This window comes from Streptomyces sp. NPDC023723, from assembly GCF_040639815.1.
GTDB lineage: Bacteria > Actinomycetota > Actinomycetes > Streptomycetales > Streptomycetaceae > Streptomyces.
The window spans coordinates 55923-79996 of the sequence record NZ_JBFAAP010000034.1; the positions used below are offsets into that span (position 1 = coordinate 55923).

At 71.4% G+C, this 24074-nt stretch carries 20 protein-coding genes and 3 pseudogenes; 15 read left to right on the forward strand and 8 right to left on the reverse strand.

Going from position 1 to position 24074, the window contains the following annotated elements; all coding sequences use genetic code 11:
* Nucleotides 1-36: 36 nt before the first annotated feature.
* Together mltG and AB0G32_RS28320 are read right to left on the reverse strand one after the other, a co-directional pair.
* The gene (mltG, locus tag AB0G32_RS28315; protein ID WP_361169192.1) at nt 37-930 is read right to left on the reverse strand and encodes an endolytic transglycosylase MltG; all 894 of its coding nucleotides are present in this window, start codon (nt 928-930) and stop codon (nt 37-39) included.
* A 52-nt stretch (nt 931-982) separates the two neighbouring features.
* Nucleotides 983-2785, reverse strand: a complete 1803-nt coding sequence (locus tag AB0G32_RS28320) for an ABC transporter ATP-binding protein (RefSeq protein ID WP_361169194.1) — start codon at nt 2783-2785, stop codon at nt 983-985.
* Between the two features lie 258 nt (nt 2786-3043).
* Here AB0G32_RS28320 and AB0G32_RS28325 point away from each other — a divergent pair, with 258 nt between their 5' ends.
* The 5 genes from AB0G32_RS28325 to AB0G32_RS28345 all read left to right on the forward strand — a co-directional run bounded on the left by AB0G32_RS28325 (nt 3044) and on the right by AB0G32_RS28345 (nt 8514).
* Complete coding sequence (locus AB0G32_RS28325) at nt 3044-3508, forward strand: MarR family transcriptional regulator (RefSeq protein ID WP_361169197.1); 465 nt, start codon at nt 3044-3046, stop codon at nt 3506-3508.
* 267 nt (nt 3509-3775) lie between these two features.
* On the forward strand, nt 3776-5662 hold the full coding sequence (locus AB0G32_RS28330; RefSeq protein ID WP_361169200.1) for an ABC transporter ATP-binding protein: 1887 nt from the start codon (nt 3776-3778) through the stop codon (nt 5660-5662).
* Complete coding sequence (locus tag AB0G32_RS28335) at nt 5659-7440, forward strand: ABC transporter ATP-binding protein (RefSeq protein WP_361169203.1); 1782 nt, start codon at nt 5659-5661, stop codon at nt 7438-7440. The genes AB0G32_RS28330 and AB0G32_RS28335 overlap by 4 nt, the downstream gene beginning before the upstream one ends.
* A 270-nt stretch (nt 7441-7710) precedes the next feature.
* Nucleotides 7711-8181: a DUF5709 domain-containing protein gene (locus AB0G32_RS28340; RefSeq protein ID WP_361169206.1), complete on the forward strand. Its 471-nt coding sequence runs from the start codon at nt 7711-7713 to the stop codon at nt 8179-8181.
* Between the two features lie 60 nt (nt 8182-8241).
* On the forward strand, nt 8242-8514 hold the full coding sequence (locus AB0G32_RS28345; protein ID WP_361169209.1) for a type B 50S ribosomal protein L31: 273 nt from the start codon (nt 8242-8244) through the stop codon (nt 8512-8514).
* 467 nt (nt 8515-8981) lie between these two features.
* On the opposite strand, the gene AB0G32_RS28350 is transcribed toward AB0G32_RS28345, so the two are convergent.
* Nucleotides 8982-9776 (reverse strand): metal-dependent hydrolase, encoded by a 795-nt coding sequence (locus AB0G32_RS28350; protein WP_361169212.1) that lies wholly within the window; start codon nt 9774-9776, stop codon nt 8982-8984.
* 145 nt (nt 9777-9921) lie between these two features.
* Between AB0G32_RS28350 and AB0G32_RS28355 the strand changes: the two genes are divergently transcribed.
* Both AB0G32_RS28355 and AB0G32_RS28360 read left to right on the forward strand, forming a co-directional pair.
* The gene (locus AB0G32_RS28355) at nt 9922-12435 is read left to right on the forward strand and encodes a DUF3516 domain-containing protein (protein WP_361169215.1); all 2514 of its coding nucleotides are present in this window, start codon (nt 9922-9924) and stop codon (nt 12433-12435) included.
* Nucleotides 12436-12454: 19 nt separating this feature from the next.
* Nucleotides 12455-13321 (forward strand): acyl-CoA thioesterase II, encoded by an 867-nt coding sequence (locus AB0G32_RS28360; protein WP_361169218.1) that lies wholly within the window; start codon nt 12455-12457, stop codon nt 13319-13321.
* Between the two features lie 210 nt (nt 13322-13531).
* Here AB0G32_RS28360 and AB0G32_RS28365 read toward each other — a convergent pair.
* Nucleotides 13532-14335: pseudogene (locus AB0G32_RS28365) on the reverse strand (DUF6397 family protein); the annotation flags it as partial.
* Nucleotides 14336-14521: 186 nt separating this feature from the next.
* The gene (locus AB0G32_RS28370; protein ID WP_361169221.1) at nt 14522-14935 is read right to left on the reverse strand and encodes a roadblock/LC7 domain-containing protein; all 414 of its coding nucleotides are present in this window, start codon (nt 14933-14935) and stop codon (nt 14522-14524) included.
* A 104-nt stretch (nt 14936-15039) separates the two neighbouring features.
* Between AB0G32_RS28370 and AB0G32_RS28375 the strand changes: the two genes are divergently transcribed.
* Nucleotides 15040-15468 (forward strand): PPOX class F420-dependent oxidoreductase, encoded by a 429-nt coding sequence (locus tag AB0G32_RS28375; protein ID WP_361169224.1) that lies wholly within the window; start codon nt 15040-15042, stop codon nt 15466-15468.
* Between the two features lie 27 nt (nt 15469-15495).
* On the opposite strand, the gene AB0G32_RS28380 is transcribed toward AB0G32_RS28375, so the two are convergent.
* Nucleotides 15496-16101: an ATP/GTP-binding protein gene (locus tag AB0G32_RS28380; protein ID WP_361169227.1), complete on the reverse strand. Its 606-nt coding sequence runs from the start codon at nt 16099-16101 to the stop codon at nt 15496-15498.
* Nucleotides 16102-16370: 269 nt separating this feature from the next.
* Here AB0G32_RS28380 and AB0G32_RS28385 point away from each other — a divergent pair, with 269 nt between their 5' ends.
* The 3 genes from AB0G32_RS28385 to AB0G32_RS28395 all read left to right on the forward strand — a co-directional run bounded on the left by AB0G32_RS28385 (nt 16371) and on the right by AB0G32_RS28395 (nt 18543).
* A complete protein-coding gene (locus tag AB0G32_RS28385) occupies nt 16371-16970 on the forward strand; it encodes a methyltransferase domain-containing protein (RefSeq protein ID WP_361169230.1) in 600 nt (199 codons plus the stop codon).
* A gap of 160 nt (nt 16971-17130) precedes the next feature.
* The gene (locus AB0G32_RS28390) at nt 17131-17427 is read left to right on the forward strand and encodes a hypothetical protein (RefSeq protein ID WP_361169233.1); all 297 of its coding nucleotides are present in this window, start codon (nt 17131-17133) and stop codon (nt 17425-17427) included.
* Between the two features lie 138 nt (nt 17428-17565).
* The gene (locus tag AB0G32_RS28395; protein WP_361169236.1) at nt 17566-18543 is read left to right on the forward strand and encodes a hypothetical protein; all 978 of its coding nucleotides are present in this window, start codon (nt 17566-17568) and stop codon (nt 18541-18543) included.
* 73 nt (nt 18544-18616) lie between these two features.
* Here AB0G32_RS28395 and AB0G32_RS28400 read toward each other — a convergent pair whose 3' ends face one another.
* On the reverse strand, nt 18617-18799 hold the full coding sequence (locus tag AB0G32_RS28400; RefSeq protein WP_361169239.1) for a hypothetical protein: 183 nt from the start codon (nt 18797-18799) through the stop codon (nt 18617-18619).
* A 380-nt stretch (nt 18800-19179) separates the two neighbouring features.
* On the opposite strand from AB0G32_RS28400, the pseudogene AB0G32_RS28405 reads away from it, so the two are divergent.
* From AB0G32_RS28405 to AB0G32_RS28420, 4 genes and pseudogenes are all read left to right on the forward strand, one after another.
* Nucleotides 19180-19487 (forward strand): annotated as a pseudogene (locus AB0G32_RS28405) (hypothetical protein); the annotation flags it as partial.
* A 397-nt stretch (nt 19488-19884) separates the two neighbouring features.
* Entirely contained in the window at nt 19885-21912 is a 2028-nt protein-coding gene (locus tag AB0G32_RS28410) for an ATP-dependent DNA helicase (protein WP_361169242.1), read from the forward strand.
* A 280-nt stretch (nt 21913-22192) separates the two neighbouring features.
* Nucleotides 22193-22936, forward strand: a complete 744-nt coding sequence (locus tag AB0G32_RS28415; RefSeq protein ID WP_361169245.1) for a dienelactone hydrolase family protein — start codon at nt 22193-22195, stop codon at nt 22934-22936.
* A gap of 66 nt (nt 22937-23002) precedes the next feature.
* Nucleotides 23003-23157 (forward strand): annotated as a pseudogene (locus tag AB0G32_RS28420) (IS5/IS1182 family transposase); the annotation flags it as partial.
* Nucleotides 23158-23308: 151 nt separating this feature from the next.
* Here the strand turns inward: AB0G32_RS28420 and AB0G32_RS28425 are convergent.
* Entirely contained in the window at nt 23309-23638 is a 330-nt protein-coding gene (locus AB0G32_RS28425; protein ID WP_361169248.1) for a hypothetical protein, read from the reverse strand.
* Between the last annotated feature and the right edge of the window lie 436 nt (nt 23639-24074).

The following is a 24074-nucleotide window of genomic DNA, read 5'->3' on the forward strand; positions in this document are numbered from 1 at the left end:
GCGTCCTGTCCTCGGGCCGTCCCTGCTCGCGAGCACTCAGGTCTTTGCCGGGACGGTTCCGGGTGCGGAGGTGCGGGGAGCGGCGCTGCCGGACGAGGCTGCGCGCCGGTGTTTGTTGAACTCGGCGACGTTGCGCTGGTGCTCCCGGTATTCGGCGGTGAAACGCGTGTCGCCGGGCTTGACCGTGACGAAGTAGAGCCAGTCCCCCGGCGTCGGACTGATCGCGGCCCGCATCGCGGCGGTGCCGGGATTGGCGATGGGCGTCGGTGGCAGCCCCATGCGCTGGTACGAGTTGTAAGGACTGTCGGTCTTGGTGTCGTCCTCGGTGGTGTCCAGGGTGGAGCGGTTCAGCGCGTAGTTCAGGGTGGAGTCCATCTGCAGCGGCATACCGCGCTCCAGGCGGTTGAAGACCACCCGGGCGACCTTGCCCATGTCGGCCTCGGTGGCGGCCTCGGCCTGCACGATGCTCGCGATGGTCACCGCCTGGTAGACGTTCATGGCGTTGCGCTCGGCGCCCGCCGCGACCGGAGCGCCGTTGAACTCGCGGTTCGCCGCGTCCACCATCGCCGTCAGCAGCTTTTCGGGGGTCGCCTTGTCGTCGAGCGGATACGTCGCCGGGAAGAGGTAGCCCTCGGGATTGCCCTCCGCGTCGGCGGGCAGCTTCAGGCGGGCCTTGTCCAGGGACTTCCCCGTGGTCCCGGCCGGCAGGTCGAGGGCCTTGTCGACGGCCTCGTAGATCTGGGCGGCGCGTCGGCCCTCGGGGATCATCAGGGACTTGGGGCGGGCATCGTCGTCCTCGTCCGGCGTCAGCAGCGGCACCGCCACAGCGGTGCCGGCGACGACGGCTCCGGCCGCGATCAGGGCGATGCGGCCCCGGCGCGTCAGTCGAATCGTGCTCCTCGTGCTCCGTGGCGGAGTGTTCGTCTGCATGCGGGCACGGTAACCCCCGAAACATCACAAACCTGGCATGCCAGGCATATTTTCATCTTGTCGGTACCCGTCGTGCGTCCCGGCGGACGAGAGCCGCGTACCGCCCGTCCCGTTCCAGCAGTTCCTCGTGCGTGCCCCGCTCGGCCAGCTGTCCGGAGTCGAGGACGGCGATCTGGTCGGCGTCCCGGACGGTGGACAGCCGGTGCGCGATGGTGATCGTGGTGCGATCGGCGGACAGCGCGTCCACCGCCTGCTGGACGGCGGCCTCGGTACGGGTGTCCAGGGCGCTGGTCGCCTCGTCCAGGATGAGCACGGGCGGATCGCGCAGGATCGTGCGGGCGATGGCCAGGCGCTGCTTCTCACCACCGGAGAAACGGTGGCCGCGCTCACCGACGACCGTGTCGTAACCGTCGGGCAGGGCCGCGATGTGGTCGTGGATCTGCGCCGCCCTCGCCGCCTCGACCAGTTCCTCGTCGGTGGCGTCCGGCTTGGCGAAGCGCAGGTTGTCGGCGACCGAGGCGTGGAAGAGGTACGTCTCCTGCGAGACGACGCCGACCGCGCGGGCGAGGGTGTCGAAGTCGAGGTCGCGGACGTCGACCCCGTCGAGGGTGACCCGGCCGCCGGTGACGTCGTAGAGGCGGGGCACGAGGTAGCCGAGGGTGGACTTGCCGGCGCCGGTCGGGCCGACGACGGCGAGGCTGCCGCCCGCCGGCACGGTGATGTCGATGCCGTCCAGGACCGGCCCGCCCTTGCCGTCGTAGCGGAACTCGACGTCCTCGAAGCGGACCTCTCCCTTGATCTGGTCGAGATGGACGGGGTCCTGGCGTTCGGTGATGTCGACGGGCAGGTCGAGGTACTCGAAGATGCGCTGGAACAGCGCCAGCGAGGTCTGGATCTGCACACCGGTGGACAGCAGGCTGACCGCCGGGCGGAACAGGCCCTGCTGGAGCGTGACGAAGGCGACGATCGTGCCGACGGAGACGTCCGGGCCGCCGAGCTTCAGGGCCATGCCCGCGGCCCAGTAGATGACGGCGGGCAGCGCGGCCATGACGATCGTGATGACCGCCATCCGCCAGCGGCCCGCCATGTTCGACCGGACCTCCAGGTCGACCAGCTGCTCGGACTCGTCGGCGAAGGAGCGGGTGAGCGAGTCGGAGCGGCCCATGGTGCGGCCCAGCAGGATGCCGCTGACCGAGAGCGACTCGGTGACCGTGGCGGCCATCGCGGCCATCTGCTTCTGACGCTGGGTGGTGATCTTCTTGCGCTCGTTGCCGACCCGGCGGCTGATCCAGACGAACACCGGGAGCAGCAGCAGCGAGACGACGGTCAGGCGCCAGTCCAAGGCGATCATCGCGACGATGGTGGCGACGACGCTGGTGGCGTTGGAGACCAGGGAGGTGGCGGTGGAGGTCACGGTGGCCTGCATGCCGCCGATGTCGTTGGCGATGCGGGACTGGACCTCGCCGGTGCGGGTGCGGGTGAAGAAGGCGAGCGACATGCGCTGGAGCCGGCCGTAGACGGCGGTGCGCAGGTCGTGCATGACCCGCTGGCCGACGGTCGTGGAGATCAGCGTCTGCAGGACGCCGAAGACGCTGGTGAGGACGGCGCTGAGGATCATGCCCAGGGCCAGCAGGCTGAGCAGGCCGGTGCGGCCCTCGGGGATGGCGACGTCGAGGATCTCCCTGAGCAGGAAGGGCGTGGCCACCGAGACCAGCGACGCGGCGCCGACGAGTGCGCCGACCACCGCGAGGCGGCCCCGGTAGGGACGGAAGAGTCTCAGGATGCGCCGCACCTGCCGGGGCTGTTCCTGCGCGCCGGCGGGTGGGGTCCAGGAGGGTTCGCGGTCGGGTTTCATGGGCTCCTTCGGGCGGTGGGGCGGGTTGGTGGGCCGGTGGCAGCCCGGGGTGCGGTCGATGTCCGGCGGCCGTCACCGGCGGGTGCCGGACACCGGCGAGTCCCGGACACCGGCGGTACGCCGTCGGCGGCCGACGGCGTACCGCGATCGGTGCACGGCAGATGGGAACGATGGACAGCCAGTGCGCGGCGGGCCTCACGGATCGTAGCTCATTGTTACCTATACTCACAATGAACAGTGTGCTGATATTGTTCCCGCATGACCGCCCCCGATCCCGACGGCGCCCTCGCCGAGCAGTTGCTGCGGCTCACCCGCCGGGTGCACCGCATCCAGAAGCGGCATCTGGGCCACGGTGACCTCGGCATCACTCCCGCCCAGTCCCGGCTGCTGCGCACCCTCGCGCACTACGGCTCCCCGCCCCGGATGGCCGATCTCGCCGAGCGGCTGGAGGTCGTCCCCCGGGCGGTGACGACGCTCGTCGACGGGCTCGAGGCCGCCGGGATGGTGCGCCGGGTACCGGATCAGGCCAATCGGCGGGTGATCCGCATCGAGCTGACGGACAACGGGCGCACCGCTCTGAGCGAACTGCGCCGCGTGCGCCGCTCGGCGGCGGAGGAGATCCTGGCCCCGTTGACCGCCGCCCAGCGCGCCGTGCTCGGTGAGCTGCTGGACACGCTGGTCGACGGGACCGCCGTGGTGCGCCCCGGCGCCGACACCGACTGACACTGCCGGCCGCGGCGGAGGGTGGAATCCGATCGCGCGGCCTCCGGCCGTGCCGTACCGGCACGACCAGCTTCTTCGCGTGCCGTGCGCCGCGCCGCCCGCATTCCGCCCGGACTTCCGCGACTGTTCGGGACGGCCGCAGCCGGATCCCTGCGCCGGTGCGGAAAATCGCTTGATTTCGACCACGCAGCGACGCGAACCTGTCACGGTTTGCTGCCCTTCCGTGCCGCGCCGAGCGGCCCGCCTGACACGAGCCACTGGGACCTCATGCAGATCCAAGACCTTCCGTTCTCCGACCCGGGCGTGCCCGACGCGCGTTCGGGCCCCCGATTCCTGTGGTGGCTCTTCCGGAACCAACTGGGCGGCCAGCTCAAATCGCTGGCCTGGGGACTGCTGCACTTCGCCTCCGTCTCCGCACTGCCCTTCTGCGTCGGTCTCGCCGTCCAGGCCGTCGTCGACCGGTCCGGTGGCCGGCTCGCCCTGGCGGGCGCCCTGCTCGCCGTGTGCTGCGCCGGCAACGCGCTCGGCGACACCTTCCTGCACCGCGCCGCCATCACCAACTGGATCACCGCCGCCGCCCGCGTCCAGCAGCTGCTGGCCCGCAAGGCCGCCCTGCTGGGCTCGGCGCTGACCCGGCGGGTCGCGGCCGGCGAGGTGGTGGCCGTCTCCACCGGCGACGTCGAGAAGATCGGCTGGTTCGTCGAGGCGGTGTCCCGCTTCACCGCGGCGGCGCTGACCATCGTGCTGGTCTGCGTCGGCCTCCTGCTCTACGAACCCTCCCTCGGCGTCATCGTCATCATCGGTCTGCCGGTGCTGGCACTGGCCGTGCTGCCGTTGCTGCCACATGCCACGCGGCGCGCCGACGTCCAGCGGGAGAAGGCGGGCCGGGCCACCGAACTGGCCTCCGACACCGTCGCCGGACTGCGCGTGCTGCGTGGCATCGGCGGTGAGCAGCTCTTCCTCGACCGCTACCGCCGGGCCTCCCAGGAGGTGCGCCACGCGGCCGTGCGCAGCGCCCGCATGTGGTCCCTGATCTCCGCGATCCAAGTGCTGCTGCCGGGTCTGCTGCTGATCGCGGTGGTCTGGCACGGCGTGCACCTGGCCCGGGACGGCCGGATAGGCGTCGGGGAACTGGTCACCGTCTACAGCTCGGTCATGATCCTCACCTACCCGCTGCGGCACTTCGAGGAGATCGCCATGGCGTACTCCTTCTCCCGGCCGTCGGCCAGACGGGCCGCCCGGGTGCTGTCGCTGGACCGGGCCACCGACACGGGCGGGTCCCGAGCGGCCGGCTCACTGCCGTCCGGCGATCTGTACGACCCGGCCACCGGCCTGCTGGCCCCGGCGGGCCTGCTGACCGCCGTGGTGTGCGGCGACCCGGACGCCGCCGGCCGGCTGGCCGAACGGCTCGGCGGCCATCCCTCGGAGCAGGGCGTGCCGGTCACCCTGGGGGAGGTACCGCTGGACGAACTGCCGCTGGACTCCGCGCGCACGGCCGTGCTGGTCCAGGACAAGGACCCGGTGCTGCTGTCCGGGACACTGCGCGACCTGCTCAACGTGCCCGCCTCCGGTGCCGTCGGCGCCGCCGAGGCGCTGGCCGCCGCCCAGTGCGAGGACGTACTGGCGGCTCTGGTGCAGGGGTCGGTCGACGCCGCGGACCCGATGGACGCCCGCATCACCGAACGGGGCCGTTCGCTCTCCGGAGGCCAGCGCCAGCGGCTCGCCCTGGCCCGGTCCCTGGTGACCGACCCGGAGGTCCTCGTCCTGGACGAGCCCACCTCCGCCGTGGACTCGCACACCGAGGCGCGCATCGCGGACGGCGTACGGGGCCTGCGGCAGGGCCGCACCACCGTCGTGTTCACCTCCTCGCCGCTGTTGCTGGACCGCGCCGAGCGCGTGGTGTTCCTGCACGAGGGCGCGGCCGTGGCCGTCGGCACCCACCGCGACCTCCTGCACGGCGACCCCAGGTACCGGGCGGTGGTGACCCGCGAGACCGAGGAGGAGGCCGGCGCCCACCGGGCGGAGCACGCCGCCCTCGGGGTGTTCGCCGGTGACGGCCCGGGGCGGTCCCCCAGCGGCGACGCCCTGGACAGCCACCGCCTGGACGGCGACGACGTACTGCACCGCCTGGAAGAGATCGAGGAGACGGCATGATCGGCGTGGCGCCACCGTCGTACGACCCCGCGGCCCCGACGACGGCGAGCACGCTGCCCGTCGGCAACGCCGCGACCGTGCGCGGCTACGTGACGGAGCTGCTGCGCCGGCACCGCCGTGCGTTCCTGCTCCTCGTCACCGTCAACACCGTCGCCGTGGTCGCCTCCATGGCCGGTCCCTACCTGCTCGGCGGGCTCGTGGAGCGGGTGTCCGACGATGCCCGCGAGCTGCACCTCGGTATCACCGCCACGCTGTTCGTGGTCGCGCTGGTCCTCCAGGCCGCCTTCATGCGCCAGGTCCGGCTGCGCGGCGCGGTGCTCGGCGAGCGCATGCTGGCCGACCTGCGGGAGGACTTCCTCGTGCGCTCGGTCGGCCTGCCGCCGGGGGTGCTCGAACGGGCCGGCACGGGCGACCTGCTGTCCCGGATCACCACCGACATCGACCGCCTCGGCAACGCCATGCGCGAGGCCGTGCCGCAGCTGGCGATCGGCGCGGTGTGGGTGGTGCTGCTGCTGGGCGGCCTGGTGGTCACGGCGCCGCCGCTGGCGCCCGCCGTGCTGCTCGCCGTGCCGCTGCTGGTGGTCGGCTGCCGCTGGTACTTCCGGCGGGCGCCCGCCGCGTACCGTTCGGAGGCCGCCGGTTACGCCGCCGTGGCCGCCGCGCTCGCCGAGACCGTGGATGCCGGGCGGACCGTCGAGGCGCACCGCCTCGGTGACCGCCGCGTCGGGCTGTCGGACCGCCGGATCAAGGAGTGGACGGCCTGGGAGCGCTACACTCTCTGGCTCCGGTCCGTTCTCTTCCCCGTCATCAACGTCACCCATGTGACCGTCCTCGCCTCGGTGCTCATGATCGGCGGCGTGTTCGTGCTCCAGGGCTGGATCGGGGTCGGCCAGCTGACGACGGCGGCCCTGATCGCGCAGATGCTCGTCGATCCCGTCGGGCTGATCCTGCGCTGGTACGACGAGCTCCAGGTGGCCCAGGTGTCGCTGGCCCGGCTGGTCGGTGTGCGGGAGATCGAGCCCGAGAGCGACGACAGCGCGTCGGCCCCGGACGGACGCGACGTGCACGCCGACCGGGTGCACTTCGGCTACCTGGAGGGGGTGGACGTCCTGCGCAAGGTGTCCCTGGAGGTCGCCCCCGGAACCCGGCTGGCACTGGTGGGTCCCTCGGGCGCGGGCAAGTCCACCCTGGGCCGGCTGCTCGCCGGCATCTACGCACCCCGCGAGGGCCGGATCACCCTGGGCGGCGCCGAGCTGTCCCGCATGTCCGCCGAACGGGTCCGCTCCCACGTGGCCCTCGTCAACCAGGAGCATCACGTCTTCGTGGGCTCCCTGCGCGACAACCTTCGGCTGGCCCGCGGTGGCGCCACCGACACCGAGCTGTGGGCCGCCCTCGCAGCGGTCGACGCGGACGGCTGGGCCCGCGCGCTCGACGAGGGGCTGGACACCGAGGTCGGCTCGGGCGGCTTCGCGCTCACTCCGGCGCAGGCACAGCAGATCGCGCTGGCCCGCCTGGTGCTGGCCGACCCGCACACCCTGGTCCTGGACGAGGCGACGTCGCTGCTCGATCCCCGGGCCGCCCGTCATCTGGAACGGTCCCTGGCCCGGGTGCTGGACGGCCGCACCGTCGTCGCGATCGCCCACCGGCTGCACACCGCCCACGACGCGGATGTCATCGCCGTGGTCGAGCACGGCCGGATCAGCGAGCTGGGCAGTCACGACGATCTGGTCGCGGCGGACGGGGCGTACGCGGCACTGTGGCGGTCGTGGCACGACTGACCCGGACGGGGCACCGCCGACGGGGTGAGTGCCGGGCGTCTTCCGGGGCGCGGCCGGGGACCTGCGGAGCGTGGCGGGTCCCCGGCTCGGGTCCGTGCCGTTGCGCGGTCCCGAGCGGGGGTGGAAATCTGGGAGGAGGAACCGGCGCGGGGAACGCCCGGAGAGCACGCGTTCCGGTTCCGACGCCTGGCGACGCCCGGTCCCCGTGCTGCGGCGTCCCGCCGCACCCCGCGGTGACAAGGGGCCGGGCCCCATCCTCTGGAGGTATCCGTGAACAGCGCCGACGGATGGGGGGACGACGTCTACCAGCCCGACGGTTCCGAGCAGCGGGAGGACACCGGGCTGCTCGACGCGGAGGACACCCTGGAGTACGACGGTGTGGACGACCCCCTCGACGCGGGCTGGTCCCCGCCGGACCGGCCCTGGGCCGTGGAGCACGACGGTGTGACCGCGGCCGAGCGCCGGCACGGCGAGACGCTGGAGCAGCGGCTCGCCGAGGAGACCCCGGACACCCTGGCCCCGAACGGTGACGGTCTCGGGGACTCCGAGGACACCGACGGCGAACTCCTGGACGACGAGGTGGGCGCCGCCCGATCCGGCCGGCTGGTCGCTCCCGACGAGGGGGTGCGCAAGGACGAGGAAGCCGCCCTGGTCGCCACGGACGTGGGCATCGACGGTGCGGCGGCATCCGCCGAGGAGGCCGCGGTGCACGTCGTCGACGAGGACACCTTGCCGCGCTGAATCCGCTGTACCCCCGGCGTCGCCCCTCTCCGCGCCGCCCCCGCCGCACAAGGAGCGCTCATGCAGCAGGACAAGCACCCCGACTACCATCCCGTCGTCTTCCGGGATCGCGCCGCCGGTTACGCCTTCCTCACCCGGTCCACCGCGACCAGCGAGCGGACCATCGAGTGGGACGACGGGCGGAGCTACCCGGTCGTGGACGTGGAGATCTCCTCGGAGAGCCATCCGTTCTACACGGGCCAGGCCCGGACGGTCGACACCGAGGGACGCGTCGCCCGCTTCGAGCGGCGCTACGGCGGCGGGGGGACGGGCGCCGCCGACGGGCCCGCCTGAGCGGCCGTCGCGGACGACGCCGTACCCGGCGGTCGACCGGTCGGCATCCGGCCGGTTCCCGTCCGGCGAATCCCTGTCCGGCGAGTCCCTGCCCGGCGCAGCCCTGCCCGGCGGGTCGGCATTCAGTGGGTCGGCCCGGAGCCGCACCCGCACGACGGCACCGAACGCCCGACAGCGGGGTGTCCGGCCCACGCGCGCCTGTCGGTCCGGCGGCCCGGAACAGGGCGTCGGACGATGCCGGACACGACCGGCACGCATCCGCCGGTCCGGCAGGCCGCGGTCGCCCGTCGAGGAAGGCTGAGCGCGGCCGACCCGTCCCCGCCGGTCCAGCAGCCCCGAGCAGGGCGCCGGACAGAGCCGGACACGACCGGCACGCATCCGCCGGTCCGGCAGGCCGCGGCCGCCCAGCGAGGAACGCTGAGCACGGCCTGTGGCCGCCGAGTGTCCCCGCGGGCCGGTGCGGGAGGTCAGATGACGTTGAGCGCGGCCGCGCAGCCCACCCCGCCGAGCAGCATGAAGGCCGGCATCAGGACCTTGAGCTCCACCCAGCTGCCCGCGCGGAACCGCAGTACCTTGGGCGGGCCGATCGGATACCACCGCTTGCGGCCCACGGGTATGGGCCAGAGTATCGGGCAGCCGGACACCGTCAGCGCGTCCCCGATGTCGTGCACCAGCGCGCCCAGCACGATGGGCAGCCCCAGCCACAGGTACTCCTGGCCCGGCGCGGTGAACAGCCAGTCCGACCCGTTGCCCGGCTCGTCCAGCACACCGGCGATGATCCAGGCGCTGGTGGCGGCCAGCAGCCAGACCAGGACGTCGCTGCTGGAGCCGCGGGCGGCCCGCCACAGCAGGCCCTCGATGGCCAGCACCATGTGGACGAAGAGGATCGCCAGCACACCCCAGCGGTCCCCGGTGATCGCCACGACCGAGGATCCGGCTCCGATCAGGACCGCCCACAGCCAGGTGTGGGTGAGTGTGCGGTGACCGCCGGACCGGCGCGGGTCGCCCTGCTTCCTGGTGGCCTTGTAGACGGCGTACGAAAGTTTGTCGACAATCTCGCACAGGCCCCGGGACACCGGTCCGAAAGCCCGCGAGATGGTCGCGGCCTTGTGGTCGAGGTCCGGAGCGAGCGCCGCGCCGGCGCAGATCAGGGCTCCGGTCAGCAGGACCGGCCAGGGCATCGGGTGCCCGGCCGCCGCGGTCGCCGCCCCTACCCCGAGCCAGGCCGCGGCGCCCGACAGTGAGTGCGCTGGTCCCATCATCGCCGTTGCCCGCCCCATTCCTCGTGTGCCGCTGTCCAGTTGACCAGGTCCACCGACATGCCGTCGGCCACCCAGCGTAGCGGTCATGATCTTCGGCCCCGCAGCCGATTCCCGCATCGGGGCCGGTGCCAGGCAAGATGGTGGCGTGACCCTCATCGATCGCCTGCCGCCGACCGCCGACCCCGACGCCCTCTACGAAGCCTTCGAGTCGTGGGCCCAGGAGCGCGGTCTCACGCTCTACCCCCATCAGGAGGAGGCGCTGATCGAGGTGGTGTCCGGGGCGAACGTGATCGTCTCGACGCCCACCGGCTCCGGCAAGAGCATGATCGCGGCGGGTGCGCACTTCGCCGCCCTCGCCCGGGACGAGGTCACTTTCTACACCGCGCCGATCAAGGCGCTGGTCTCGGAGAAGTTCTTCGAGCTGTGCAAACTCTTCGGCACCGAGAACGTCGGCATGCTCACCGGCGACGCCTCCGTGAACGCCGACGCCCCGGTGATCTGCTGCACCGCCGAGGTGCTGGCGTCGATCGCGCTGCGCGACGGCAAGGACGCGGACATCGGCCAGGTCGTCATGGACGAGTTCCACTTCTACGCGGAGGGGGACCGCGGCTGGGCCTGGCAGATCCCGCTGCTGGAACTGGAGCAGGCCCAGTTCGTCCTGATGTCCGCCACGCTCGGCGACGTCTCCTTCTTCGAGAAGGACCTGACCCGGCGCACCGGCCGCCCGACGTCGGTCGTCCGGTCGGCGACCCGCCCGGTGCCGCTGTCCTACGAGTACCGCTACACCCCGCTCACCGAGACCCTCACCGACCTGCTGACGGCCAAGCAGGCCCCCGTCTACATCGTGCACTTCACCCAGGCACAGGCCGTGGAGCGGGCGCAGGCGCTGATGAGCATCAACATGTGCACCCGCGAGGAGAAGGAGAAGATCGCCGATCTGATCGGCGCTTTCCGCTTCACCACCAAGTTCGGCCGCAACCTCTCCCGTTACGTGCGGCACGGCATCGGTGTGCACCACGCCGGCATGCTGCCGAAGTACCGCCGCCTGGTCGAGAAACTCGCCCAGGCCGGGCTGCTGAAGGTGATCTGCGGTACGGACACGCTCGGCGTCGGCGTCAACGTGCCGATTCGGACCGTGCTGTTCACCGCTCTGACCAAGTACGACGGCAGCCGGGTGCGGACGCTGCGGGCCCGGGAGTTCCACCAGATCGCGGGGCGGGCCGGGCGCGCGGGCTTCGACACGGCGGGGTTCGTGGTCGCACAGGCTCCCGAGCACGTCGTCGAGAACGAGAAGGCCCTGGCCAAGGCGGGCGACGACCCGAAGAAGCGCCGCAAGGTGGTCCGCAAGAAGGCTCCGGAGGGCTTCGTCGGCTGGAGCGAGCAGACCTTCGACAAGCTCATCGGCTCCGAGCCGGAGCCGCTGACGTCCCGTTTCCGGGTGACGCACACGATGCTGCTGTCGGTGATCGCGCGCCCCGGCAACGCCTTCGAGGCGATGCGCCATCTGCTGGAGGACAACCATGAGCCGCGCAAGCAGCAGCTGCGGCACATCCGGCGGGCCATCGCCATCTACCGCTCGCTGCTGGACGGCGGCATCGTCGAGAAGCTGGACACCCCGGACGCCGACGGCCGCATCGTCCGCCTCACGGTCGACCTCCAGCAGGACTTCGCGCTGAACCAGCCGCTGTCCACGTTCGCCCTGGCCGCGTTCGAACTGCTCGATCCCGAGTCGCCGTCCTACGCGCTGGACATGGTGTCGGTGGTGGAGTCCACGCTGGACGACCCGCGGCAGATCCTCGCCGCGCAGCAGAACAAGGCGCGCGGCGAGGCCGTGGCCGCGATGAAGGCGGACGGCGTCGAGTACGAGGAGCGCATGGAGCGTCTCCAGGAGATCACGTACCCGAAGCCCCTGGAGGAGCTGCTCTTCCACGCGTACAACACCTACCGCAGGAGCCACCCCTGGGTCGGTGACCATCCGCTGTCGCCGAAGTCGGTGATCCGGGACATGTACGAGCGGGCGATGTCCTTCACCGAGCTGACCTCCCACTACGAGCTGGCGCGGACCGAGGGCATCGTGCTGCGCTACCTCGCCGGTGCCTACAAGGCCCTGGACCACACCGTCCCCGACGACCTGAAGTCGGACGACCTCCAGGACCTGATCGAGTGGCTCGGCGAGATGGTGCGCCAGGTCGACTCCAGCCTGCTGGACGAGTGGGAGCAGCTCGCCAACCCGGCGGAGATGACCGCCGAGGAGGCCCAGGAGAAGGCCGACCAGGTCCGGCCGGTCACCACCAACGCGCGCGCCTTCCGCGTCCTCGTCCGCAACGCCCTGTTCCGGCGGGTGGAGCTGGCCGCCCTCGACCAGGTCGGGGAGCTGGGCGAGATGGACGGTGACGCCGGATGGGACGCCGACGCCTGGGGCGAGGCCATGGACAAGTACTGGGACGAGTACGACGACCTCGGCACCGGACCGGACGCCCGGGGCCCGAAGCTGCTGGTGATCCAGGAGGAGCCGCAGGACCGGCTGTGGCGCGTACGACAGATCTTCGACGACCCGAACGACGACCACGACTGGGGCATCAGCGCGGAGGTCGACCTGGTCGCCTCCGACGCGGAGGGCCGGGCGATCGTCCGCGTCACCGATGTCGGCCAGCTGTGAACACAGGAGAACACCACCCATGACGAACCCGGCCGAAGGCCTTGTCGCCCTGCTCGACCTGGAGCAGATCGAGGTCAACATCTTCCGCGGCCGCAGTCCGCAGGAGTCCCTCCAGCGAGTCTTCGGCGGCCAGGTGGCCGGCCAGGCCCTGGTCGCCGCGGGCCGCACCACCGAGGGCGACCGCCCGGTGCACTCGCTGCACGCGTACTTCCTGCGGCCGGGCCGGCCGGGCGTGCCGATCGTGTACCAGGTGGAACGGGTCCGGGACGGGCGGTCGTTCACGACCCGCCGGGTCACGGCCGTGCAGCAGGGGCGCACGATTTTCAATCTGACCGCCTCCTTTCACAAGCCTGAGCAGGGGAGTTTTGAACACCAGCTGCCGCCGGCCCGCAAGGTGCCGGCCCCGGAGTCCCTGCCGACGGTCGCCGACGAGGTCCGGGAGCATCTGGGCGCGCTGCCGGAGCAGTTCGAACGGATGGCGCGACGGCAGCCCTTCGACATCCGTTACGTCGACCGGCTCCGCTGGACGACCGAGGACATCCAGGACGCCGAGCCGCGCAGTGCCGTGTGGATGCGCGCGGTCGGGCCGCTGGGCGACGACCCGCTCGTACACACCTGCGCGCTGACCTACGCCAGCGACATGACGCTGCTGGACGCCGTACGCATCCCGGTGGAGCCGTTGTGGGGTCCGCGGGGCTTCGACATGGCTTCCCTGGACCACGCCATGTGGTTCCACCGTCCGTTCCGCGCGGACGAGTGGTTCCTGTACGACCAGGAGTCGCCGATCGCCACGGGAGGACGCGGTCTGGCCCGCGGCCGGATCTACGACGCCGAGGGCCGTCTGCTGGTGTCCGTCGTCCAGGAAGGCCTGTTCCGGGCCTTGTAGTGCGCTCCGGCAGCCGGACTCAGTGGATGGGCCGGGTAGCAGGGCGCGCTGCCTGCTTCTGCGCCGCAGGCGGCCCAGCAGGCCGCGGGAGCGTTCCGGCGCGTGCGCCGGACGGTTCCTCGCGGGTGGCGAGCAGGTGGCACTGGCAGCAGCCGGGCTCGGTGCGTGACCGGGGCCGACGTCCCGGTGGGCCCGGTGGGCCCGGTGGGCCGCCGGACGGTGTTCTCGTGCGATGTCGGCCAGCCGGGCCAGCTCCGAACGGAGCCAGTGGATCTCGTCCGGGTCGGCCGCCGTCATGATCTCCTCGGCGAGCTGGGCGGTGGGTGACTCGGGCAAGCCGTGGATCACCGGGACCGGGCGGAACCGCTGGAGGTGGGAGCGCTCGTCCGGATCGCGTACCACGGCCGCGATCTCGACCGGCTCGAGCAGGGACGCCACGGCCGCGGCCCGGGCCCACGGATCGTCGGTCTGCCGGAGCAGGAAACCCAGATACCGGCCCCGCCAGTTGCGCGGGCGCAGGTCCTGGCCTTCCTTCAGCTGGGTCCGCAACCGCTCGGGAGCGGGGCCCGTCAGCAGGCCGGCGTTGCTCTCGTCGGTCGCGAACTGCCGCAGTTCGTCGGCGAGGTACAGCCAGACCACGGCACGGTAGCGGTTGACATAGACCTTCACGGGCACCAGCAGTCCCAGCCGGGCCAGTCGGGAGAACCGGGACCTGGACACTTTCATGAGGGCGGCGCCCTCCGTCGTCGCCACGGTCCGCACGCTCTCCCGCAGTGACTCGGGAAAGCCCTCTCGCTCACGGACCCGTTCGATCTCGGCCCAGGTGACGCACGGTCCGCCTCCTCCTTCGTCGGGCACGGTGCGGATTAGGCCGAGACCGACCGCGATGTCGAACTCGCTGCGTTGCAAGTCGAGTTCGCGTGCCGCGCGCCCTGGTGCGAGCCTGCTGCTCCGCGTGGCGGCGGGATGGTCGGCGGTGGGCGTCGCCCGAGGCGTGAGGATGTTTCCGGACATGCTCGTCTCCCCCGTGGAGTGTGCACGGACCGCGCCCGGTGCGCGGCTCGTCCGAAAAAAACCGTAGCCGTTCGCCCGGCTTCCCGTTCGAGGCTGTGGACAACTCCGCTGCGGACAACTCCACTGTGGACGACTCCGCTGTGGACAACTCCGCGGACGGCTCCAGAGCGAGGCGGAACCAGCAGGTCAGGGCTCGATGGCAGAGGTCGGTTCGGGGTGCCGGGCATCGATGTGGAGGTGCTCGCCGACCCGGTTCACCAGTAAGGTCATCTCGTAGGCGATCTGGCCGATGTCGGCCTCCGCGCCGCTCAGTACGCACAGGCAGCTGCCGGAGCCGGCCGCGGTGACGAACAGGACCGCGTCGTCGAACTCGACCATCGTCTGCCGGACCCGCCCGGCGCCGAAGTGACGGCCCGATCCTTTCGCGAGGCTGTGCAGGCCGGACGAGACGGCGGCGAGGTGCTCCGCGTCCTCGCGCCGCAGGCCGGTACTGGCTCCGGTCACCAGGCCGTCGTTGGACAGCAGCATCGCGTGCCGCACATGTTCGACGCGCCCGGTCAGATCGTCCAGCATCCAGCCGAGTCCCTGGTTCTGCGCCATGATCCCGTCGCCCCCTGTGCTCCCCGTGCGATGTCTCCCCCTGGCCGGAGGGTTGCCCCGCCAGCCTTCCCCACGGTGGGGCTGCGGGCAAGCAGGATGGGGCCATGGCACAGAAGATGACCGACGAGGAATGGCGGGCCTTCGTCTCGGACGGCACCCGCACCCTGAAACTCTGCACCGTCCGCGCGGACGGCGCCCCGCATGTGGCGCCGGTGTGGTTCCTGCTCGACGGGGACGAGATCGTGTTCAACACCGGCAAGGAGACCGTCAAGGGACGCAATCTGCTCCGGGACGGCCGGGTCGCCCTGTGCGTGGACGACGACCGGCCGCCGTTCGACTACGTCGTGCTCCAGGGGCGCGCCTTGATCTCGGAGGAGCCGGACGAACTCCGGCACTGGGCGGCCCGTATCGGCGCCCGGTACATGGGCGAGGACCGTGCCGAGGAGTTCGGTGCCCGTAACGGTGTTCCGGGTGAGCTGCTGGTGCGGGTGACCGTGGACAAGGTGCTGGCACAGAAGGCCGTGGCGGACTGAGTGCGGTCCGGGCTGGGCCGCTCGCGGTCAGCCCACCGAGTCGAGCAGCCGGGCGGTGTGCATCCGCCCGGCGTACTCGACGAGCCGGATCAGCACCTCCTTCCCCGAGGCGCGCTCGCGCGCGTCGCACAGGACGACCGGCGTGCCCTGGTCGAGGTCGAGGGCGTGCGCGATGTCCTGGGGGCCGTACCGGTCGGCATCCGTGAAGCAGTTGACGGCCACCACGAACGGGATGCGCCGGTGCTCGAAGAAGTCGATCGCCGAGAAGCAGTCCGCGAGGCGCCGGGTGTCCGCGAGGACCACCGCGCCGATGGCTCCTCGTGCCAGGTCGTCCCACAGGAACCAGTAGCGGTCCTGTCCCGGCGTGCCGAACAGGTAGAGGAAGAGGTCGGACCGGATGGTGATGCGGCCGAAGTCCATGGCGACGGTCGTGGTCGCCTTCTCCCCGACGCTCTCGGTGTCGTCCACCGGACGGCCCGCCTCGCTGAGCGGTTCCTCCGTGCGCAGCGGTCTGATCTCGCTGACGGCTCCGACCAGCGTCGTCTTGCCCACGCCGAACCCGCCGGCGATCAGTATCTTCAGCGTCAGAGCGGCCGTCTCGCCGTCTGCGGCATCCGCGTACTCGGAGGCCATGGATCACTTCTCTCGGGAGTGCCGGTGACGCCCCGGCGCGGGGTGACAGGGAGCGGGCATCGACGCCGCCCGCCCGGATGCTTCCGAGCGGCACGGGCCAGGTGCCCCATGGCCCTGGAACGCTAGTGGGGGCACTGGTGCGCGCGGGGTCTCTTCCGAGAAGTGCCGGGATGTGTCCCGAAAGTGCGCTGGAACGACCAGGCCACGCTCGAACATGTGCGCTGGAATGTCAGCGGCGTCCTCCCCGGCCATACGGAATCATGCGGAGCATGAGCCACGACCACACGCACGTCCAGGAGTTCTTCGCCGCCCGTGCCGCGGACTGGGACAGCCGCTTCCCCGACGACGGTCCGGCCTACGCGGCGGGGGTCGCCGAGCTGGGCCTGCGCCCGGGAGACCGGGTGCTCGACGCGGGGTGCGGCACCGGTCGTGCCCTGGCGCCGCTGCGTGCGGCCGTGGGCGCCTCGGGGGTGGTCATCGGGGCCGATCTCACCCCGGCCATGCTGCGAGCCGCCCGGCGGGCCGGCCGGGACCGGGAGGGGCGGCTGTTGCTGACCGACGTCGCCAGACTGCCGCTGCGGTCTCGAACGCTCGACGCCGTGTTCGCCGCGGGACTCATCGCCCACCTGCCCGACCCGGGTGAGAATCTCCGCGAGCTGGCGCGCGTGGTGCGGCCGGACGGCGTACTCGCCCTGTTCCATCCGATCGGCCGGGCGGCGCTGGCCGCCCGGCAGGGCCGCCGGCTCACCCCGGACGACCTGCGCGCGGAACCGAACCTCCGACGCCTGCTGGCAGCTTCGGGCTGGCACCTGACGTCGTACGCGGACGAGGACGCCCGCTTCCTCGCCCTGGCCGTCCGCCAGGGCTGACCGCGGCTTGAGACCATCGCTCCCGCCCCGCACCAGCGAACAGCCGGCGTCCGGAGTGCCCCGTCCGCCCCCTTCTGTTGGGGAAGCGGCATCTCTACGTTGAACAGGAAGGCATACGCGCGGCCGGCCGTGACGACCGCGCAGGGGGATGGTGGTCAACTTGTTCGGCAGGGTACGCAAGGTCTGGGACAGACTGCTCAGTTCGGTGAGCGTGGCGGAGGGACCCGGAGGCGACAGCCGCGGACACAACCTCTTCGAGGCGGCCGCCGCCTATGTGTCGGCCTACGTGGAGGACGACCAGGAGCGGATGGACGAAGCGGCGGGCCGGGTGTCGCCGGAGGCGCTGTCGTTCGGGTTGAACGAGTTGGCCTGCCGGGCCGTCGTCGCTCTGGCGCGGGAGCGCGACGAGTCGCCGCGGACAGTGGCTCGTGCGCTTCTCGGGCTGCCGGCGTCCTGACGGAACGCCGGTCTCCGATGGTCGTTTTGGACCCGTCCAGCCGGAAACATGCAGCTCGGATGCGTCGAGGACTCGTGACAACCGGCTTCCGGTCGCACTAGGGTGCCCGCCGTTGGTCGAACCGATGGGGAGGCTGGAATGGCCGGGACGGACGAGGACACCGTCGCCGCCGAGGACGACGCGCTCTATGTGCTCACGGCGGTGCTGCTGACACCGGCGAAGTTCCCGAGCGTGCTGGGCGACGACTACCCGGAGGCGTGCTCGGCGCTCGGTCTCCCTCCGCTGGCGGACGGTTACGGCCTGGTACTCGGTCAGGACGGTACCGGGGCTCGATGGACGGTCGTGATCGACGATGTCTCGTTGGTCGCGGTGGCCATAGCTTCCTGGGACTGCGGTATGGAGCACGAGCTGTCCCCGGACGAGCGGACCGTCGTCACGGCGCTGCCCGGCTGGCCCCTCGCGGTCGCCGTGGCGGCTCCGGGCATCCCCGCGCCGCACGACCCCGCCCCCGAGGCCGACGACCGGCCCCCGCTGTCACCTCCCGACACGACCACCTGGGGACCTGCCCAGCGACGCCTGGGAGCCGATGAGATCGCTCTGCAGTGGGCCCAGTGGCGGGAGCAGGTGGACGATTCCGAATTCGCGCCCGCGGCGGACGCGGCAGCCGGAGCGGCCTGGGCGCCGGAGGAACATGTGGCAGAACTGGAGGACGCGGACCCGGATGAGGACTGGGGCGGGGACAAGGACAGGGACGGGGACGGAGACCAGGGAGGGAACGGGCATGAGGACCAGGTCCGTGTCAGGGAGCCCGCCGAGGAAGGTTCCCCGGGCGGGGAAGCGGCGCAGGGGCCGAGCGGCGTCCGGCGGGTGCTCGCGGAAGCCCGTGCGTACATCGACACGCCGCCGCCGCTCGGGCGAGTCCGGTCGTCGTTCGCGGCGGGCGACGCCCGGACCCTGCGGGCCGACGGGCCTGGCTGGTCGCTCGTGGCACGGACCGACGACATCGCCTTCGTCCTGCTGGACGACGAGCCCGGCGAGGTTCTGCCGGTGGGCCGGGGGCCGGAACTTCCGGGCCTGCTGAAGGCGCTCGACGAAATGGCCGTACGTCCCCTCTGAGCCGCGGCCGAGTCGTCCTGGAGGGCCGGTCCTCCCGGCGACTCGGCGCGTCCCGACCCCTGGCGTCAGCGCGTCAGCGACCCAGTTCCTTACGGCTGACCCGGCGCAGTCGGCGCCGCTGGGACGGGTCCAGCGCGAGGTACGCGGCGGCGGGGACTCCCAGGACTATCAGAAGGGCGGCCCACCAGGGCAGCCAGATCCACAGGATGAGCCCGACCGCCACGCCCCCTGCGGCGATCTTGGCGTTCTTCGACATGATGTCGCCTCCTCCGCGGCCAGTGCCGCTCTCTGTTCTGAAAACGGGCTCGCGCCCGCCGCGGTTCCGATCGCGACCCTGAGCCGTCCCTGAGACAGGACCCTGACTCTTCCCTGAGAGCCGTAGCCGCACCAGGGAATCCGGAGGTCTTGCCCCGCCCAGCCAGCCTGTCCGCCTGCCTGCTTGTCCGCCTTCTTGCATGGTGTCCCACGTCACAGTCGAACGCACCCGGTCGGCGGCGCATTCCTGTACCATCGGCGCCGCATCCCTCGCTAGTCAAACTTGAGGAGTCATCATTCCCGATCAGTCGGTTCCCCCGGCCGTTCTGCTGCCCGAGGCGTCTCCGGCCGGCCCCGACGCCTGGCGGGTGGGGCCGCTGCGATGCCGTGGAACTCGCCGACGACGAGGTCACCGAGCTCCTCGGCAGTGGAGCCCGGGCACTGGCTTGCGCCGGAGTCGACGTGCACTGCCTCTCCGGGAGACATCCCGTGACCTGATCTGCCGCGCGGAGGTCGGTCCCTGGGACCGGCAGGATCTCAAGGTCACTCCTGTCGACGCGCTCGCCACGGCCCTCACCGGCTCTGTCGAGATCGGCGGAGAGCGGGTCCCGCTACGGCCCACGGGGTGGCCGGCCCGGCTGCGGGAGCGGCTCACCGAACCGGAGGGCCAGGAGCCCGTCAAGCCAGCATGTTGAGTCGTTGCGGTCCGGCATCCGAGCCGCACACGGCGGCGGAGGCACCACCCAACTCGCCGCGTCGCACAACCGGATCACGGCGGCCGCCGGTGTCCGCATTCGGAATGCAGGCCACCCCCGTCCCGGCCTGGGACGCGACCACGCACCTTTCGCATGGATTCACGATTCACTGCCTTCCCGTGCACGGGAAAGTATCACCGGCATTCAAGGGAAACGACGGAATGCATGACGCGCGAAGTGCGGTCAGCCGTAAGGACATAGACGCAACAAGTAAGTCAAGACTTACCTTCAGGGAACGTTGGCCGTAGGGTGCGGCTCGAATCGAAGGAGTCCCTTGTTGTCAAACATGAATGATTCTGCCGTGCGTGCGGTTGAATCGGAGCAAGGTTATGTGTCCTCTTTGTATGAGCTGCTCACCGAGCGGCTTTCCGAGGCGCGAGCGAACCGGGCGAGCGCGCTGAAGGCCCCGGCGGACGACGCCGGCGAGGCGTACGAGAGAGAGATCGCCGTCGAGCGTCTGACCAAGGAGATCGGTCGGCTGGAAGGCGCCGAGAAGGGGCTGGTCTTCGGGCGCATCGACTGGACGGACGGCACGGCCCTGCGCATCGGTCGGATCGGACTGCACACGGAGGAGGACGAACTGCCGCTGCTCGTGGACTGGCGCGCGAACGCGGCGCGGCCCTTCTACGAGGCGACACCGGTCCACCCGATGGACCTGCGCCGGCGCCGGCACCTGCGCCTCGACGAGCGCACGGTCATCTCGCTGAGCGACGAACTGCTCGACGGGACCGCCCCGACCGACGAAGACGTCGTGGGGGACGGCCCGTTGGCCGAGGCTCTGTCGGCACGGCGTACGGGCCGGATGCACGCGGCCGTCGCGACACTGCAGGCCGAGCAGGACGAGATCGTCCGCTCCTCCCACCGCGGGGTGACCGTGGTGCAGGGCGGGCCCGGCACCGGAAAGACGGTGGTAGCCCTGCACCGGGCGGCCTACGTCCTGTACGCGTTCCCGCGCGCCGCGGAGGAAGGTGTCCTGGTGGTGGGCCCCAACGCCCGTTTCCTCGACTACATCTCCCAGGTCCTTCCCTCGCTCGGCGAGAACGACGTCGAGCTGGCGACCTGCCAGGAACTGGCCGGAGTGTCTCCGGACGCGGTGGACCCGTTCGACACGGCACGTCTCAAGGGCGGCCTGTACCTCGCCGACGCCCTGGCCGGCCTGCTGCGAGACCACCAGGCCCCCTCCGGTGACTTCACCGTCCGGGTTGGGCAGGAACTGGTCCACCTGTCCGAGAAGGAGGTCGCCACCGCACGCGCCGCCGCCCTGGCAGCCGCGTCCGGCCACAACCCCGCGCGCCAAGCGTTCAAGGAACTCCTGGTCGACGCCGTCACCGACGCGATGCAACGAGACATGGGCGACCTCCTGGAGCAGATCGACGCCGATACCGAAAGAGTGACGGGCCTGAACCTCGACCGGTTCACGGGAGTCGCCCAGCGCCGTGCCGAGGGCGCCGCCGACCCGGGTCCGGTCCACGAACTGGACCTGGAGGCCATGGGGGCCGATCTCCTCGACGACGCCGGAGTAGACCGAGCGGTCGAGGCGCTGTGGCCGCGGCTGGTGCCCGGCGACCTTGTGAAGGCGCTGCTGACGGATGCCGACGCCCTGGCCGAGCGCCTGCCGACCCTGACCCCGCAGGAGCGGTCCCTTCTCCTGCGTGCCCCGGACGCCCCGTGGACCGATGCGGACGTGCCGTTGCTGGACGAGGCGGCGAGCCTGGTCGACGGCCCGCGCGGGCGGACGTACGGGCACGTAGTCGTCGACGAGGCGCAGGAATTGACCGCTATGCAGTGGCGGATGATCGTCCGCCGCTGCCCGGCCAGGGCGATGACGCTGGTGGGTGACTTCGCCCAGTCGGGCCCGGCCACGACGGCACGCGGCTGGACGGAAGCCCTGAGCCCTCATGTCGGGACGCGGTTCAAACTGCACAACCTGACCGTCAGTTACCGCACCACGCAGGAGATCCTGGAGAGTGTCCGGGACCTGCTCACGCGGATCGCTCCGGACCAGAAGCCCACACGGTCACTGCGCAGCGGTCAGAGCCCGCGCACCGTAACCACGCACGGGGACGGATTGGTCACCGCCGTCGTGGAGGAACTGCGCGCCCAGCGCACCTCGCAGCCGGACGAACTCCTGGGAGTGATCTGCGCGGACACCCGGGTGCGCCAGTTGACGGCTCACGGCATCGCCGACCACGCACGCATCGTGCCCGCGTCCGAAGCACGTGGCCTTGAGTTCGACGGGGTCGTCGTCCTGAACCCCGAGGAGATCATCACGGCCCGCCCCGGCGGGGAAAGGGACCTGTACGTGGCCCTGACCCGGGCCACCAAACGCCTGTGCACCATCACCACCCAGCCCGCATGATGGCGCGGCGCCCGCGTGGTCGCCGCGAGCGCACAAGTGCTCCGACGCGCCGTCAACGTACGCACTGGTGCAGCCCTGGCCTCCCTGCCCACAAGCCGTGAATAAACCCCGGCGCGAGCTCGCCGTTGCTCGTCGAGGACGCCGATCCTCGAAGCTGTCATTTGCTTGCGGCGTTTCTCAGAATCCCACTGCGCGGGACGGTCGGAGGAATACCCGGGCTGTTCTGCCAGCGGCAGAACATCGGCCGGACCGGGCTCGACGATCAGTACAGTCCAGCCACATGACGATGATTACGACGCGTACGGTCGAGTATCCGGCCGACGGTTTGACGATGCTCGGGCACCTCGCGCTCCCGGCCGGTGTCGACCGTCGGCCCGCGGTACTGCTCGGGCCGGAGGGCGTAGGGCTCAGCGACGTCGAACGCCGCCGGGCCGATGCTCTCGCCGAGCTGGGATACGTGGCGCTGGCCTTCGACCTTCACGGCGGGCGCTATTTGGGTGACCCCGAGGAGATGCTGGCCCGTTGCATGCCGCTGCTCGCTGATCCCGACCGGATGAGAGGCATCGGCCATGCGGCGCTCGACGTGTTGCGCGCCGAACCGCGGACCGACCCCGACCGGATAGCCGCCGTCGGCTACGGCACCGGGGGCGCCGTCGGGCTGGAACTCGGTCGCGACGGCGTCAGCCTGCGCGCGATCGGGACAGTCAACGCACTGACCACGGGGCGACCGGGCGAAGCGGCGCGCATTCGCTGCCCCGTGTGGGCCGGGGTCGGGTCAGAGGACCCGATCATGCCGCCCGCGCAACGGAACGCGTTCACCGCTGAGATGCAGGCGGCGGGCGTCGACTGGCGCCTCACGGTCTACGGCGGCGCCTTGCACGCCTTCCACCACCCGCCGGTCGGTCACCCCCACCCCGTGGTCCCCGGAGTCGGCTACCACCCTCGGCACGCGCAACGAGCCTGGCGCGACGTCGTCGATCTGCTCGCCGAGTGCCTTCCCTTGACGGAGAACCTGGGGGTATGACCCAGGCGAACATGCTGGCGCCAGGACTGGCCGGCGTCAGGGGCTGACAGTTCCCTCCCCCTCCGCGAGGGTCGCCGTCATGCTGCGCGGGGCGGGGCCAGGAAGCGGGGCGCAGGTGCGGGTGCCCGCCATCAACTGGTGTTCGTCGACCGGCTGGGGAGGCCACGCTGATTCGTCTGCGGCACGACTTGCCGCACTCGGCGCTGGGGCTGGCTGGGGTTGGCTGGGGGCTGGCTGGGGCTGCTGTTCGGCGTCGACCGTTCCACCACCACCCGCGTCCGTCCCCGCCACGTCCACCACCCGGCACCTGCTCTGCCGGCCCCGTTCCCCGCACCCCCTCTGCCGGCCCCATTACCCGCACCCGCGCACCGGTCAGCGCGCCATCTCCGCGACCAGGGACGGAAGCAAGGACTCCAGATCGCTCGGGAGTTGACTGGGGAAACCGGACGGCAAGGACGGCAGCTCGGTCGGCAGCCCGCTGGGCAGTCCGGTCGGCAGTCCGGTCGGCAGTCCGGTCGGCAGTCCGGTCGGCAGTCCGGTCGGCAGTCCGGTCGGCAGTCCGGTCGGGATGCCGAAGGATCGGGAGGGAGAGGCAGTCGCGCTGCTCTCGGCGGGCGGGACGTCGTCGGGCGAGTCGTCACCGCCCGAGGCCATGAGCACGATCGCGACCACGGCACCGGCCGCCACGATCAGGGCGAGCACCAGAACCAATGCGTTCCGCCGGTTTCTGGGGCCACGTCCGCCGCCGTCCCCGTGTCCTGGTCCGAAGCCCTCGGTGGGCGGACCGAAGCCGCCCCCCGGTGGCGGCGGGACGCCGGGCGGGCCGGGCGGCCGTGGCGGTGGTGCGGGCGGCATGGCCATACCGTCCAGGGTCTCCTCCGTCCCGCCCCGACGCGACCCTCGTACGAGAAATCGGGACATCCGGTAGGAGAATTGGGACATCCGCACAGCGGCACGAGCGGCCGTCCCGCCCCGCTGCTCCCCCGCCGCACCACCGGGACGATGCGCAGGGCGTCGTCCCGGTACGCGGGCGTGCTCAGCCCCGGGCGCCGAGGAGGTGGTCCATGGCGAGTTGGTCGAGGTGTTCGAAGGCCATGCCGCGGGCGGCGGCGGCCTGCGCGTCGAAGGACTCGTAGGC